Annotated in this window: 18 protein-coding genes; 2 read left to right on the top strand and 16 right to left on the bottom strand. The window is 65.4% G+C overall.

The features are described 5' to 3' along the window. Positions 1 to 13 precede the first annotated feature (13 nt). Positions 14 to 142 (bottom strand): hypothetical protein, encoded by a 129-nt coding sequence (locus VGN66_RS08730; protein ID WP_327518421.1) that lies wholly within the window; start codon positions 140 to 142, stop codon positions 14 to 16. A gap of 269 nt (positions 143 to 411) precedes the next feature. On the opposite strand from VGN66_RS08730, the gene VGN66_RS08725 reads away from it, so the two are divergent. Continuing rightward, entirely contained in the window at positions 412 to 1,782 is a 1,371-nt protein-coding gene (locus VGN66_RS08725; protein WP_327518420.1) for a hypothetical protein, read from the top strand. A gap of 291 nt (positions 1,783 to 2,073) precedes the next feature. Here VGN66_RS08725 and VGN66_RS08720 read toward each other — a convergent pair whose 3' ends face one another. Next, positions 2,074 to 3,042, bottom strand: a complete 969-nt coding sequence (locus VGN66_RS08720) for a threonine/serine dehydratase (protein ID WP_327518419.1) — start codon at positions 3,040 to 3,042, stop codon at positions 2,074 to 2,076. Positions 3,043 to 3,189: 147 nt separating this feature from the next. Here VGN66_RS08720 and VGN66_RS08715 point away from each other — a divergent pair, with 147 nt between their 5' ends. Beyond that, the gene (locus tag VGN66_RS08715; protein ID WP_327518418.1) at positions 3,190 to 4,404 is read left to right on the top strand and encodes a type III PLP-dependent enzyme; all 1,215 of its coding nucleotides are present in this window, start codon (positions 3,190 to 3,192) and stop codon (positions 4,402 to 4,404) included. 60 nt (positions 4,405 to 4,464) lie between these two features. Here the strand turns inward: VGN66_RS08715 and VGN66_RS08710 are convergent, their stop codons facing one another. The 14 genes from VGN66_RS08710 to rplN all read right to left on the bottom strand — a co-directional run bounded on the left by VGN66_RS08710 (position 4,465) and on the right by rplN (position 12,822). Continuing rightward, a complete protein-coding gene (locus tag VGN66_RS08710) occupies positions 4,465 to 4,833 on the bottom strand; it encodes a DUF6481 family protein (protein WP_327518417.1) in 369 nt (122 codons plus the stop codon). Positions 4,834 to 4,998: 165 nt separating this feature from the next. Then, on the bottom strand, positions 4,999 to 5,649 hold the full coding sequence (locus VGN66_RS08705; RefSeq protein WP_327518416.1) for an adenylate kinase: 651 nt from the start codon (positions 5,647 to 5,649) through the stop codon (positions 4,999 to 5,001). Between the two features lie 25 nt (positions 5,650 to 5,674). Then, positions 5,675 to 7,039: a preprotein translocase subunit SecY gene (secY, locus tag VGN66_RS08700; protein ID WP_327518415.1), complete on the bottom strand. Its 1,365-nt coding sequence runs from the start codon at positions 7,037 to 7,039 to the stop codon at positions 5,675 to 5,677. A gap of 116 nt (positions 7,040 to 7,155) precedes the next feature. After that, positions 7,156 to 7,692: a 50S ribosomal protein L15 gene (gene rplO / locus VGN66_RS08695; RefSeq protein ID WP_224920555.1), complete on the bottom strand. Its 537-nt coding sequence runs from the start codon at positions 7,690 to 7,692 to the stop codon at positions 7,156 to 7,158. A gap of 51 nt (positions 7,693 to 7,743) precedes the next feature. Next, the gene (locus VGN66_RS08690; RefSeq protein WP_327518414.1) at positions 7,744 to 8,880 is read right to left on the bottom strand and encodes an acyltransferase; all 1,137 of its coding nucleotides are present in this window, start codon (positions 8,878 to 8,880) and stop codon (positions 7,744 to 7,746) included. 154 nt (positions 8,881 to 9,034) lie between these two features. Then, complete coding sequence (rpmD, locus tag VGN66_RS08685; protein ID WP_224920554.1) at positions 9,035 to 9,214, bottom strand: 50S ribosomal protein L30; 180 nt, start codon at positions 9,212 to 9,214, stop codon at positions 9,035 to 9,037. Positions 9,215 to 9,219: 5 nt separating this feature from the next. Further along, positions 9,220 to 9,936: a 30S ribosomal protein S5 gene (rpsE, locus tag VGN66_RS08680; RefSeq protein ID WP_224920553.1), complete on the bottom strand. Its 717-nt coding sequence runs from the start codon at positions 9,934 to 9,936 to the stop codon at positions 9,220 to 9,222. A 1-nt stretch (position 9,937) separates the two neighbouring features. After that, on the bottom strand, positions 9,938 to 10,294 hold the full coding sequence (gene rplR / locus VGN66_RS08675; RefSeq protein ID WP_327518413.1) for a 50S ribosomal protein L18: 357 nt from the start codon (positions 10,292 to 10,294) through the stop codon (positions 9,938 to 9,940). Next, positions 10,294 to 10,827 carry a 50S ribosomal protein L6 gene (gene rplF, locus VGN66_RS08670; RefSeq protein WP_327518412.1) on the bottom strand — a complete coding sequence of 178 codons (534 nt, stop codon included), beginning with the start codon at positions 10,825 to 10,827 and terminating at the stop codon, positions 10,294 to 10,296. The genes rplR and rplF overlap by 1 nt, the downstream gene beginning before the upstream one ends. After that, positions 10,827 to 11,222, bottom strand: coding sequence for a 30S ribosomal protein S8 (rpsH, locus tag VGN66_RS08665; protein ID WP_224920550.1), 396 nt, complete (start codon positions 11,220 to 11,222; stop codon positions 10,827 to 10,829). The genes rplF and rpsH overlap by 1 nt, the downstream gene beginning before the upstream one ends. Positions 11,223 to 11,233: 11 nt before the next feature. Beyond that, positions 11,234 to 11,539 (bottom strand): 30S ribosomal protein S14, encoded by a 306-nt coding sequence (gene rpsN, locus VGN66_RS08660; protein WP_224920549.1) that lies wholly within the window; start codon positions 11,537 to 11,539, stop codon positions 11,234 to 11,236. 19 nt (positions 11,540 to 11,558) lie between these two features. Beyond that, complete coding sequence (rplE, locus tag VGN66_RS08655; protein WP_224920548.1) at positions 11,559 to 12,143, bottom strand: 50S ribosomal protein L5; 585 nt, start codon at positions 12,141 to 12,143, stop codon at positions 11,559 to 11,561. Next, positions 12,143 to 12,454, bottom strand: a complete 312-nt coding sequence (gene rplX, locus VGN66_RS08650; RefSeq protein WP_224920547.1) for a 50S ribosomal protein L24 — start codon at positions 12,452 to 12,454, stop codon at positions 12,143 to 12,145. Before rplX ends, rplE begins: the two co-directional genes overlap by 1 nt. Beyond that, complete coding sequence (gene rplN, locus VGN66_RS08645) at positions 12,454 to 12,822, bottom strand: 50S ribosomal protein L14 (RefSeq protein WP_066574426.1); 369 nt, start codon at positions 12,820 to 12,822, stop codon at positions 12,454 to 12,456. The genes rplX and rplN overlap by 1 nt, the downstream gene beginning before the upstream one ends. Between the last annotated feature and the right edge of the window lie 31 nt (positions 12,823 to 12,853).

Raw genomic sequence — 12,853 nt, 5'->3', positions numbered from 1 at the left:
AGCCCGACCTGCTTCAACGCCAGCGCGCGAATGTCGTCCACCGAAAGTCGCTGACCCCACTGACGCGCGCCTCATCGACCAGCCGCTGCACCTGCGCGACCTTTTCGCTCCGCTTCTGATCACGCCGGATCAGGTCGCGCACATAGTCGCTGGCATTGCTGTACCGCCCGCCATGCGTGCGGCTCTCGACCTATTGCTTCATGGGATCGGGGAGCGAGATGTTCATCGTTGCCATAATTCGTCTCCAGGCCATCTTTTGGCAAAGATTGTCACTCTATCGGCAACGTTGACGCCTGAGTATGCGGATGGTGTAGTCGCGCGGGAGGCAGGCTGCAGCATGATTGTTTCGATTTCGATCAGGTTGCGCACCCGATTCGAGCTCGACGCCCGCGAACCGCTGATGCGGCGGCCATGAGGCTTACGTCGGCACTCCTGCTGCTCGCCACCGCGATCGCGCCCCACGCCGTCGCGGCCGAACGTGAACGGGCAAACCCCGCCGCGGTCGCGGCGCTTGAGAAGGGCGACGAGCGCGCCGCTTATGCTGCAGCCGCGCCGCAGCTCGACGCCTGCCTGAAGGCGCACCCGGACGACGACACCTGCGTCGACCTGGCGGGGTTCGTCGCGTCGCTTGCGGTTGACGTCGACCCAAAGGTGGCGCGTGCACGCTTTGCGACCGCGCTTGCGCTCGCCGACCGTACGGTGCGGCCCGAGGGTGAGGACCATGCCCGCCTCGCCGGCAGCCTTGCGGCGGTATTCGTGAGCGAGGGCCGCGCGCGCGACGCACTGCCGCACGCGCAGCGCTCGGCGCGGCTTTGGGCGGCGGTGCTCGGGGCCACATCGCAACGCGCGATCGACGCGGCGGTGTTCGAGGCGAGCCTTTATGGCCTTGTCGGGCGGGCCAGCGAGGCAGCGGCCCGTCTGCGCCCATTGCTGGCTGCCTCGATTGCCGCGAAAGCAGGCCCGACGGTCGAGCTCGCGTTGCGGCGCGGACTTGCCGACGCATTGGTCGCGATCGGCGACACCCGTGGTGCCGAGGCGGCCTATCGCGATGCCCTGCCGCTGGCGCTGGCGGCAAAGGATGCCGGGGCCGAACAGGCTATTCTTCTCGACCTCGCCAAGCTACTCGCCGCGCGTGGCGAAGCGGCCGCGGCTGCGGTGCTGGCGCGGCGTGTCGCGGCGACCGCACGTCCCGGATCGACGCAGGCGGCGCGCGCCGCCGACTTGATTGCATCGGCGCCCGTCGCGCCTGAAGAAGCGGCGCTGCGCGGGCTGGTCGATCTGATACGCCGGGAGCAGGGCGCGGATTCGCCGGCACTGCCGCTCGCCGAGGCACGCCTCGCGATCTGGCTGGAGGAACATGGTCGCCGCGCCGAGACGGTCGACATGATGAAACGCATCAACGCCGCGCTCGCCGATCCTGCGACGCTGCCGCGTGTACGCAACGGCATTTTCTGGTCATTTGCCGGCTATCACTTGCGGCGCGGCGCGCACGCCAATGCGTTTGCTGCATTCGCCGCCGCGCACCGCGCCGCGCTGCTCGCGTTCCACGAAACTGACCCGATGCTGATCGAGCAGGAAGTTGGCTATGGCGGGGCGGCAATGATCGCCCGCGACAATGCGCGCGCACGGCGGCTGCTGAAGTCGGCCCAGGCGCGAACGCTGCGTCGATTGGCCACGACACCCGACTTCGATGACGCCGCGCAGGCCGAACTGCGCGCACGCGCGCCACTGTTCCGCTGGCTGGTGCGCACCGACTGGCATCTCGCGGCGGCGGGAAAATGAACGACCAGGCATCGACAGGAAGAAGGGCGCAACGCTGCCCCCTTCCAATGTTGGAAATTCCCTGATCTAAACTGATCGGTGAACCCCAACCCGCCGCAATCCCCTCCCAAAACCCCCACGCCTGACACCCGTCGCACAGGTGTCGCGCCACCGTCGCGCGCCTGTCGCCCGCGCGTCGCCCACCTGTCGCGTCATAGTCGCGTCGCAGGTGTCAGCCAGTCGCAAACCCGTCCTGACAGCCCGAAAACCCCCATTTTTCGTCAGCTTCGTACGGACACCCCCGCGACACCGTCAGTCGGCCCCGCTCAGCACCCGGGCATAGGCCGCGGGATCGGCGTTGCCGCCGCTCAGCACCACCAGCAGGTCGGGCCGCGCCTCGACCTTGCCGGCCAGCAGTGCGGCGAGTGCGACCGAACCGCCCGGTTCGATCACCAGCCGCAACTTCCGCGCCGCCCAGCGCTGCGCTGCCCGAACCTCGGCCTCGCTCACCCGCACCCCCGTTGCCCCGCGCCGCGACAGCACGTCGAAGGTCAGCGGGGAGACGCGCAGCGTCTGGAGCGAGTCGCATGCCGTCGGCGGCGGATTGTCGCCGACCGGCTCGATCCACCCCGCCTCCAGGCTGCGGCACATATCGTCCCAGCCCTCGGGCTCGACCACGGTGACCTGCGCATCGGGCAGCGCCAATGCGACCCCGGCGGCAAGCCCACCGCCGCCGCACGGCACCGCGACATAGGCCGGATCGGGCAGCTTCATCTCGGCCGCCTGGGTCAGCACCTCGATCCCCAGACTCCCCTGCCCCTCGATCACCCATGGGTCGTCAAATGGCGGCACCAGCGTAGCGCCACGGGCATGGGCGAGGTGCGCGGCGATCTTGTCGCGATTCTCGGTCATCCGGTCATAGCTGACCACCTCGGCACCCAGCGCCAGCGTTGCCTCGCGCTTCAGAGCCGGGGCGTCGCTCGGCATCACGATCACCGCCGGCACCCCGAGTCGCTTTGCGGCCCAGGCAACGCCCTGGGCATGGTTGCCCGACGAGAACCCGACCACGCCCTTGGCGCGGACATCCGGGTCTAGCGCGGTCAGCCGATGCCATGCGCCGCGAATCTTGAATGCGCCGATCGGCTGGAGCGATTCGGCCTTGAACATCACCGGCACGCCGCGAATTTCGGCCACAAACAAGGGGGTTGGCGGCAGGATCGCCGCCACCTTGGCCGCCGCGTCCCGCACCCCGGCCCTGGTCGGCTGTCGCAATATCGTCACATCTCACCCCGCAAAATTACGATGGTCCCGAAACCACTTTACAGGGGGGACCCCCCACCCTAAATGACCCCTCCGCTGCCCCATGGGACTTCCACCGCAAGGCAGTGTTTTTATCGTCTGCCGCAAGGCAATTGGAGGTCCCTTGAGTTGCACAAGCATCATAGCGCGCTGGGGCTAGCGAAAGCCCTTCGTCCCGTCGAGCCGGTAACGCTCGTTCGTCCGCACGCTGCAAAGCGCGCCGCCCGCTTCTTTGTTGAGAAGTTTCCGGGGACGGTGCTCTACGCGGTCAAGGCGAACCCCTCTCCTGAATTGCTCCAGATCCTCTGGGACAGCGGTGTGACGCATTATGACGTCGCGTCGATCGGCGAAGTGCGCATGGCGCGCCGCGCCCTGCCCCTCGCGACCCTGTGCTTCATGCACCCGGTCAAGGCCGAGGAAGCGATTGAGGAAGCCTATTTCGTCCACGGCGTCCGCACGTTCAGCCTCGATACGATGGATGAACTGGAAAAGATCGTTCGTGCCACCCGTGGTGCGGCCGACCTGAATCTGTGCGTCCGCATCCGCGTGTCGTCCGATCATTCGAAGCTGAGCCTCGCGGCAAAGTTCGGTGCGGAGCCCGAGGATGTTGCCGACCTGCTCGTCGCGACCCGTCAGGCCGCCGACGCGCTGGGCATCTGCTTCCATGTCGGTAGCCAGGCGATGACCCCGGCGGCCTATGCCGAGGCGATGGAGCGCGTCCGCGCGGCGATCGTCGCCTCGTCGGTCACGGTCGACATCGTCGATGTCGGCGGCGGCTTCCCGTCCAGCTATCCGGGCATGGAACCGCCCCCGCTCGAAACCTATTTCGGCGTGATCCACAATGCGTTCGAGAATCTTCCGATCTCGTACAGCGCCGAATTGTGGTGCGAGCCGGGCCGGGCCCTGTGCGCGGAGTACAGCTCGCTGATCGTCCGCGTCGAAAAGCGCCGCGGGGACGAGCTGTACATCAACGACGGTGCCTATGGCGCGCTGTTCGATGCCGCGCATGTCGGCTGGCGCTTCCCGGTCCGCGTCCTGCGCGACGACGCCGATGAAGCGACGGAGATGACCGAATACAGCTTCTACGGCCCGACCTGTGACGATCTCGATCACATGGCCGGCCCGTTCGAGCTGCCCGCGGACATCATCGCCGGCGATTATATCGAGGTGGGGATGCTCGGCGCCTATGGCTCGGCCATGCGCACCGCGTTCAACGGCTTCGGCTCGGACCTCGTCCACACCGTCACCGACGAACCGATGGCGACGCTCTATTCGGGCATCGCGATCGAGCGCCCGACCAACGTCGTCAGCCTCGATCAGTTCAAGCGCCGCGCCCGGCGCTGAACGGCAAGAAAAAAGGCCACTGTCCGATCGGACAGTGGCCTTTTTGCTGATCCGCTTGAGTTACTTGCGGGCTTTGCGAGCGGCGTAGCGCGCATCCCGCGCCGCCTTCATCTCCGCCGCACTCGGAGGCGTCAGACGGACTTCCTTCAGCGCTGCAGCCGCGTCGAGCGCAGCCTGCTCCTCCGCCTTGCGCTCCGCCTCAGCCTGCTTCAGCGCAGCCTTCTCAGCCTTGGCAGCAGCAGCAGCCTCAGCCTTTGCGGCGCGCTCTTCTGCCAGCGCCTTGTCCCGCGCTTCAGCAGCCTTACGGCGCTCTTCCAGCACCGCAGGATCAACTGCGGGCTTCGACCGCAGCAGTTCGAGTGCCTTCTGCTTTGCCCGGGCCGCCGCGGCAGTACGATCCTGAAATGACGGTTCCCTGTATGACGACATGCATGTTTTCCAATGAGTTCAGCCCGTGCTGCGTCAACGCCCGACTGGCGGTCACGCATCCCGGGCGATAAAAATAAATCGGCTCGCCGCAAACTGGCAAGCGCGACCCGCGCTTCGCCATGAGCAATCACTCAGGCCGCAGGTCGCGCCCGAGCGTTACTCCAATCAGGCGCGCCCGTCGAGGATCGCTGCAATCGCCGCAGTCACCTCGCCAATGTCGGCCATGCCATCGACCCGCTGAACCAGTCCGCGCGCCTCATAGATCGGCAGGATCGGCGCAGTCTTGGCGCGATACTCGGCCATGCGCGTGCGGACCGTTTCTTCATTATCGTCGGGACGACGCTTGAACTCGGTTCCGCCGCACACGTCGCAGACACCCTCAACCTTGGGCTGGTTGAAGCTGTCGTGATAGTTGGCGCCGCAGCTGGCGCAGCTGAAGCGCCCAGTGATGCGCGCCACCAGCGCGTCCTCGTCAACGACCAGCTCGATCACATGATCGAGGCTGCGACCGCGCTCGGCGAGCAGGCTGTCGAGCGATTCCGCCTGTGCGGCCGTCCGAGGATAGCCGTCGAAAATCGCGCCCTTGTCGCCGAGCGCATCCAGGCTCTCGCCAATGATGCCGCTGACGATCGCGTCGGAGACGAGCTCACCTGCCTCCATCACCGCCTTGGCCTGCAGCCCGACCGGGCTCCCCGCCTTGACTGCCGCACGCAGCATGTCGCCGGTCGACAGCTGGACCATGCCGCGCTCGCTCTCGAGCCGCGACGCCTGGGTCCCCTTGCCTGCGCCCGGAGGCCCCAACAGGATGATATTCAACTGGCTTCCCCTTCCATGCCCCTGCTTAACGCAGGCGGCCGCCTTTCAGCTTCGCCTTCTTGATCAGGTCGCCATACTGGTGCGCCAGCAGGTGCGACTGGATCTGCGTGACCGTGTCCATCGTCACGTTGACGACGATGAGCAGACTGGTCCCGCCGAGATAGAAGGGGATTGCGAGCGCCGAGACAAGATATTCCGGCAACAGACAGATGACGGTCAGGTACGCCGCGCCGATCACGGTGATGCGCGTCAGCACATAATCGAAATAGGCCTCGGTGTTCTTGCCCGGGCGGATGCCGGGGATGAAGCCGCCATATTTCTTCAGATTCTCGGCCGTCTCCTCCGGGTTGAACACAACCGCGGTGTAGAAGAACGAGAAGAAGATGATGCCCGCGCCGTAGAGCAGCATGTACACCAGGCTGCCATGCTGCAGATACTGGTTGAGCGTGATGATGAGATCGCCGCCCCAGCTCTCGCCGCTCTGCGCCTGACCCGCAAACTGGCTGACGGTCAGCGGCATCAGCAGCAGCGAGCTGGCGAAGATCGGCGGGATCACGCCCGCAGTGTTGATCTTGAGCGGCAGATGGCTGCGCTCGCTCTGCACGCCGCGCTGCGTCTGGCGCTTGGGATACTGGATCAGGATGCGGCGCTGCGCACGCTCCATGAAGCAGATGAACAGGACCAGGCCCGCCACCGCAGCAAGAATCGCGACCAGCGTCACCGGGTTCATCGAACCCGAACGGCCACCCTCGAACAGCTGCACCAGCGTCGTGGGCAAATGCGCGACAATGCCGGCCATGATGATCAGGCTGATCCCGTTGCCGACGCCGCGGCTGGTGATCTGCTCACCCAGCCACATCAGGAACATCGTACCGCCGATCAGCGAGATGACCGCAGCGATGCGGAACAACATGCCCGGCTCGACCACGGGGGCAAGACCCTGCGTCGCGCCCAACGTCTCAAGGCCGACAGCGATGAAATAGCCCTGGATCGCGGTCAGCGCGACAGTGCCGTAGCGGGTATACTGGTTGAGCCGCTTGCGCCCGCTCTCCCCGTCCTTCTTGATCGCCGCAAGCGTCGGCGAAAGCGAGGTCGCCAGCTGCACGACGATCGATGCGGTAATGTACGGCATCACGCCCAGCGCGATCACCGACATGCGCTCCAGCGCGCCGCCCGAGAAGGTGTTGAAGAAGTCGAGCACACCGCCCTGCGTGCGGTCGGCCAGCAGCCCCAGCTGCGTCGGATCGACGCCGGGCAGCGGCACGAAGCTGAGCATCCGGAAGATGATCAACGCGCCGAGCGTGAACCACAGGCGCTTCTTGAGTTCGGTGGCCTGTCCGAACTTGGACAGGTTGAGGCCGGATGCCATTGAATCGGCTGCGGATGCCATTGAACGATTATCCCGGAAACCAAAGCGGCGGAGAAGCGTTCGCCGCTCCCCCGCCGCCCATATAGGTTACTGTCGGAGCAGGGCAATGCGCTTACATCGCCCCGTCCACAGCTAAGTCAGGCCTTTCCGGCCTTCTTGGCGGCGATGACCTTCTGCACCGAGCGATGCTTTGCAGCATGCTTGTCGGCCGCAGGAACGATCGTCGGGATGGTGACGGTGCCGCCAGCCTTCTCGACTGCCTCGATCGCGCCCTTCGACGCGCCAGCGACGGTGAAGCTCAGCTTCGCCGAAAACTCACCCTTGCCGAGCAGACGGACGCCATGCTTGCCACCGCGCGCGAGGCCGACAGCCTGCAGCGCCGCATGATCGATCTCGGTCGCGGTCAGCGTGCCGGCATCGACCAGCTTCTGGATCATGCCCAGATTGACCTCGGCATAGTCCTTGCCGCGCGGGTTGTTAAAGCCGCGCTTCGGGATGCGCATGTGGAGCGGCATCTGACCGCCCTCGAAGCCGTTGATCGCGACGCCCGAACGTGCCTTGGCACCCTTCTGGCCGCGCCCTGCGGTCTTGCCCTTGCCCGAACCGATGCCGCGTCCGACGCGCATCCGGCCCTTGCGGGCGCCTTCATTGTCAGTGAGATCGTTCAGCTTCATGTCGTGCACTCGCTTTCGCTTTTGTCGCGCTGTGATGGGAAGCGCGTGCCCTTAGAGGCTGGACGCGCCAATGTCACCTGAAAAATGCGGGACCGGTGCGGCCTCCCGCGCCGAAGCTGGCCGCAGCCATCGCGCCGTGAGCCACTGACGCACCGGCGTGTCGAACAGCCGATCGAATGCATAGCCGAGCACCGTCACGCCGATCACGAACGCCAACGCGACTCCGGCCGATGGCGCAAGATCCCGCGCCCCGATTAGCTGAAGCCCGGCCAGTGTCACGAGCAGCAACGGCATATGCAACGCGTAGACGGGATAGGACGCCTTGCCCAGGAACAGCGCGACCATACCGGTCCGCGGTCCGGGTTCGAACCGCATCGCCGCCCAGGCGAGCGCTGGGAACAGCAGCAGCACAACCGCCGCGTCAAAACCGAACTGGCCCACCGGCGCCCAGAACACCACCACCAGCGCGCCCGCCGCCACCCACACCGCAGCTGTCGAGCGTATGGGCAGGCGCGACTCGAGGCGGGCGAGCGCCACCCCGGCAAAGAAGCCGAAGCCCGCCCGGCACGCGGCCAGCGCTGCATGCTCGATCGCAAAACCCTGATCGAAGCTGCCTTCAACCGGGATGAGCAGCACGACCCCCGCTGCCAGCGCCAGCAGAACCGCGAGGAGCCGCAGCCCGTGCAGCCACCGCCAGAACGCCGCAAAAGCGATGTTGACGAGCAATTCGAACGCCAGTGACCAGAACGGGCCGTTGAGCGGATAATAGCTGCGCCCATCCACCCAGGGCTGGGGGACCAGAAACAGTGTCAGCCCGGCACTCACCGCAATCGCGCCGACACTCTCGAACGGGATCACCCCGCCTCCCCTTCCCGTCGCCAGGATCGCGACGCTCAGCAGCGCAGCGATCAGCGTCGCCGCAGCGATCGTCGGCATCAGCCGGATCAGCCGCATCGCGGTGAAGCGGCGCAGGTCCAGCGTCCCGTCGGCAAAGCGCGCGTCATAGCTTGCCGCCATAACGATGCCGCTCAGGATGAAGAAGAAGTCGACGGCGAGATAGCCGTGCGCCGGTAGCAGCGGACCGAACAGCGTCGCGGCATGCACCCCGATCACGCTGATCGCGGCGAGCCCGCGCAACCCCTCGATCGCCACGAACCGTCGTTTCACTGCAACCGAATGCCCGCGCATGCCGCCCCCCAAGTCGGCATACCCGTACAGCGGATGCACTCGCGCGCAAGGACGTTTCGGCGCCGTCACCACGTCGCTACGCGCCGGACGCAAAACGGGGACGGTCGCCATGACGACCGCCCCCGCTTGTCTGTCTCAGCCGTCAGCCGGGCGTTCAGCCCTCGACGATCTCGACCATATGAGGCAGCTTGCGGATCATACCGCGGACCTCGGGGCTATCCTCGAGCTCGCTAACCTTGTGCATCTTGTTCAGGCCCAGGCCGATCAGCGTCGCGCGCTGATCCTTGGTCCGGCGGATCGGAGATCCGATCTGCTTTACCTTGATCTTCGCCATATCGCTTACTCCACGATCGCCGCGGCATCAGCCTCGGCGGTCTGCGAACCGCCGCGACCGAGCAGATCGGCAATCTTCTTGCCGCGACGCTGGGCCACTGCCTTCGGCGAATACTGGTCACCCAGTGCCTCGAAGGTCGCGCGGATCATGTTGTAGGGGTTCGAAGTGCCGACCGACTTGGTCACCACATCGGCAACGCCCAGGCTCTCGAACACGGCGCGCATCGGGCCACCGGCGATGATGCCGGTACCGGCGGGCGCCGAACGGAGGGTCACCTTGCCGGCGCCGAAATGGCCCTTGCCGTCATGGTGCAGCGTCCGGCCCTCGCGCAGCGGCACGCGGACCATCTTCTTCTTGGCAGCTGCGGTCGCCTTCGAAATGGCTTCCGGCACTTCGCGCGCCTTGCCATGGCCGAAGCCGACACGGCCCTTGCCGTCGCCCACGACGACCAGCGCCGCAAAGCCGAAGCGCTTACCGCCCTTAACCGTCTTGCTGACGCGGTTGATGTGGACGAGCTTTTCGATCAGCTCTTCACCGCCGTCGTCGGCACCGGGGCCACCACGACCGCGATTGTCGCGACCACGATTGCCGTCGCGACCACGGCCACCGCCGCCGCCACGATTGTCGCCACCACGGCCACCACGGCCACGACGGGGAGCATCGGCTGCAACGGCGTCGGGTGCTGCGCCCTCGACGGGCGTCTGGTTCTGTTCGTCAGCCATCTTAGAACTCCAATCCGCCTTCACGCGCGGCATCCGCCAGCGCCTTGACGCGTCCGTGGAACAGGAACCCGCCACGGTCGAACACGACCTGCGTCACGCCAGCCTGCTTGGCGACTTCCGCGATGCGTGCGCCAACAGCCTTGGCCGCATCGACGTTGCCGCCATTCGTGCCACGGACATCCTTGTCCAGCGTCGAGGCGGCGGCCAGGGTCTTGCCCTGGGCGTCGTCGATCACCTGCACATAGATGTGCTTGCCCGAACGATGCACCGACAGCCGCGGACGGCCGCCCGAACGCGCGCGCAGCGCAGTGCGGTTGCGGCGACGCCGCTTCTCGAAGAGAGAGAGACCCTTGCTCATTACTTCTTCTTCCCTTCCTTGCGGAAGATGAACTCGCCCTCGTACTTGATGCCCTTGCCCTTGTAGGGCTCAGGCTTACGCCAGCGACGAATTTCCGCGGCAAACTGGCCGACGGCCTGCTTGTCGTTGCCCGAGATTTCGACGGTCGTCTGGTCGGGGGTCTTCACCTCCACACCTTCCGGCACGTCGAGATCGACGTCATGCGAATAGCCAAGCTGCAGCTTCAGCTTGCGGCCCTGCGCGTTGGCGCGATAGCCGACGCCGGTGATGAGCAGCTTCTTCGAGAAGCCCTCGGTCACACCGGTCACCAGGTTCTGGACCAGCGTGCGCTGCATGCCCCAGAACGCCTTGGCGCGCTTGGTGTCGTTCGCAGGCTTCACCGTGATGGTGCCCTCGCCCATCTCGTACGAGATGTCGTCCGACGCAGGCATGGTCAGGGTGCCCTTGGGGCCCTTGACGCTCACGATGCCACCTTCGACGCTGGCGGTAACGCCGGCGGGAACGGGGATCGGCTTTTTACCGGTGCGGCTCATCAGAACACCTCCGCAAGCACTTCGCCGCCGACATTCTGGTCGCGCGCCTCGGCGTCCGACAGAACGCCACGAGGCGTCGAAACGATGGTGATGCCCAGGCCGTTGCGAACCTTCGGCAGCTCCTTGGAGCCCGAATAGACGCGGCGACCCGGCTTCGAGACGCGCGCGATCGACTTGATCGCGGGCTGGCCCTCGAAATACTTCAGCTCGATGCGGATGCCGGCCGCGGGGCCCATCTGCTCTTCACTGTAGCCACGGATATAACCCTCGCGCTGAAGCACGTCGAGGACACGCGCACGCAGCTTGCTTGCCGGCGTAAGAACAGAGTCCTTACGGGCGCGCTGGCCGTTGCGGATGCGGGTGAGCATATCACCCAGAGGATCGGTCAATGCCATCTTCGTGATCCTTACCAGCTCGACTTCGTGACACCCGGGATCAGGCCCTTGTTGGCCAGATCGCGCAGCATGACACGTGCGAGACGGAACTTGCGGTAGTAACCGCGCGGACGACCGGTCAGCTCGCACCGGTTGCGGATGCGGGTCGGGTTCCCGTTGCGGGGAATCTCGGCCATCTTCAAGCGCGCGATCAGACGCTCGGTCTCATCGAGCGACTTGTCGTTCGCAATCGCCTTAAGCTTCGCGTAGCGGCCGGCGTACTTCTTCACCAGCTGCTTGCGACGCTCGTTCTTGAGCACGGAACTCAGTTTCGCCATGACTTAAGTTCTCTTTCCCTTACGCGGCCTGCTTCGCTTCACCGTCCGCCTCGATGGGGAACGGGAAACCGAAGAGACGGAGAAGCTCGCGAGCTTCCTCGTCGGTCTTGGCGGTGGTGGTCACGATCACGTCCATGCCGCGCACCTTGTCGATGCGGTCATAGTTGATCTCGGGGAACACGATCTGTTCCTTGATGCCGCAGGCGTAGTTGCCACGGCCGTCGAACGACTTGTCGTTCAGGCCGCGGAAATCGCGCACGCGCGGCAGCGCGATGGTGATGAAGCGGTCGAGGAACTCGTACATACGCTCACGACGCAGCGTCACCTTGCAACCGATCGCCATGCCTTCACGCAGCTTGAACTGCGCGATCGACTTCTTGGCCTTGGTCACGACAGGCTTCTGGCCAGCAATCAGCTCCATTTCGGACGCTGCCTGCTCGACCTTCTTCTTGTCCTGGGTCGCTTCGCCGACGCCCATGTTGAGCACGATCTTCGAGATCTTCGGCACTTCCATCGCATTCTTGTAGCCGAACTTCTCGGTCATCGCCTTGGCGATTTCCGCGTCGTACTTCGACTTCATGCGGGGGGTGTAGGTATCAGCCATCAGATGACATCCCCGGTCTTGACCGCAACGCGGACCTTCTTGCCGTCACGCTCCTCGAAGCGGACGCGGGTCGCCTTGCCGTCCTTCGTCACATGCGCGACATTCGACACGTGCAGCGGAGCCTCGGCGCGCTTCAGGCCACCCTGCGGGTCGCCCTGGCTCGGCTTGGTGTGACGCACGGCGATGTTCACGCCCGACACCACGACCTTGTCGGCCTTTGGCATCGACTTGACGACTTCACCGGTCTTGCCCTTGTCCTTGCCGGACAGGACGATGACCTGGTCGCCCTTCTTGATCTTGGCAGCAGCCATCACAGCACCTCAGGGGCGAGCGAAATGATCTTCATGAAGCCCTTCGAGCGAAGCTCGCGGACCACCGGGCCAAAAATACGAGTGCCGATCGGCTCCTCGTTCTTGTTGACCAGGACGGCAGCATTGCCGTCGAAGCGGATCACCGAGCCATCGGCGCGGCGGACGTCCTTGGCGGTGCGGACGATGACGGCACGGTGCACGTCACCCTTCTTCACCTTGCCGCGGGGCTGTGCTTCCTTGATGCTGACGACGATGACGTCGCCGACGCCGGCGAAGCGACGCTTCGACCCGCCCAGCACCTTGATGCACTGCACCCGCTTCGCGCCGCTGTTATCTGCGACGTCGAGATTGGACTGCATCTGGATCATTGATCCGGTTCCTTCTCTCTTGGCCTACCGG

Source organism: Sphingomonas sp., from assembly GCF_035998645.1.
Lineage (GTDB): Bacteria > Pseudomonadota > Alphaproteobacteria > Sphingomonadales > Sphingomonadaceae > Sphingomonas.
The sequence above is the reverse complement of the archived record's forward strand: the minus strand, read 5'-3'. Positions and strand labels throughout refer to the sequence as shown.

Bases quoted from the DNA above. Each gene is read 5' to 3' on its own strand.
- VGN66_RS08725 (WP_327518420.1), top strand. From the start codon at position 412: ATGAGGCTTACGTCGGCACTCCTGCTGCTCGCCACCGCGATCGCGCCC.
- VGN66_RS08710 (WP_327518417.1), bottom strand. From the start codon at position 4,833: ATGTCGTCATACAGGGAACCGTCATTTCAGGATCGTACTGCCGCGGCG.
- secY (WP_327518415.1), bottom strand. From the start codon at position 7,039: ATGGCATCCGCAGCCGATTCAATGGCATCCGGCCTCAACCTGTCCAAG.
- rplO (WP_224920555.1), bottom strand. From the start codon at position 7,692: ATGAAGCTGAACGATCTCACTGACAATGAAGGCGCCCGCAAGGGCCGG.
- VGN66_RS08690 (WP_327518414.1), bottom strand. From the start codon at position 8,880: ATGCGCGGGCATTCGGTTGCAGTGAAACGACGGTTCGTGGCGATCGAG.
- rpmD (WP_224920554.1), bottom strand. From the start codon at position 9,214: ATGGCGAAGATCAAGGTAAAGCAGATCGGATCTCCGATCCGCCGGACC.
- rpsE (WP_224920553.1), bottom strand. From the start codon at position 9,936: ATGGCTGACGAACAGAACCAGACGCCCGTCGAGGGCGCAGCACCCGAC.
- rplR (WP_327518413.1), bottom strand. From the start codon at position 10,294: ATGAGCAAGGGTCTCTCTCTCTTCGAGAAGCGGCGTCGCCGCAACCGC.
- rplF (WP_327518412.1), bottom strand. From the start codon at position 10,827: ATGAGCCGCACCGGTAAAAAGCCGATCCCCGTTCCCGCCGGCGTTACC.
- rpsH (WP_224920550.1), bottom strand. From the start codon at position 11,222: ATGGCATTGACCGATCCTCTGGGTGATATGCTCACCCGCATCCGCAAC.
- rpsN (WP_224920549.1), bottom strand. From the start codon at position 11,539: ATGGCGAAACTGAGTTCCGTGCTCAAGAACGAGCGTCGCAAGCAGCTG.
- rplE (WP_224920548.1), bottom strand. From the start codon at position 12,143: ATGGCTGATACCTACACCCCCCGCATGAAGTCGAAGTACGACGCGGAA.
- rplX (WP_224920547.1), bottom strand. From the start codon at position 12,454: ATGGCTGCTGCCAAGATCAAGAAGGGCGACCAGGTCATCGTCCTGTCC.
- rplN (WP_066574426.1), bottom strand. From the start codon at position 12,822: ATGATCCAGATGCAGTCCAATCTCGACGTCGCAGATAACAGCGGCGCG.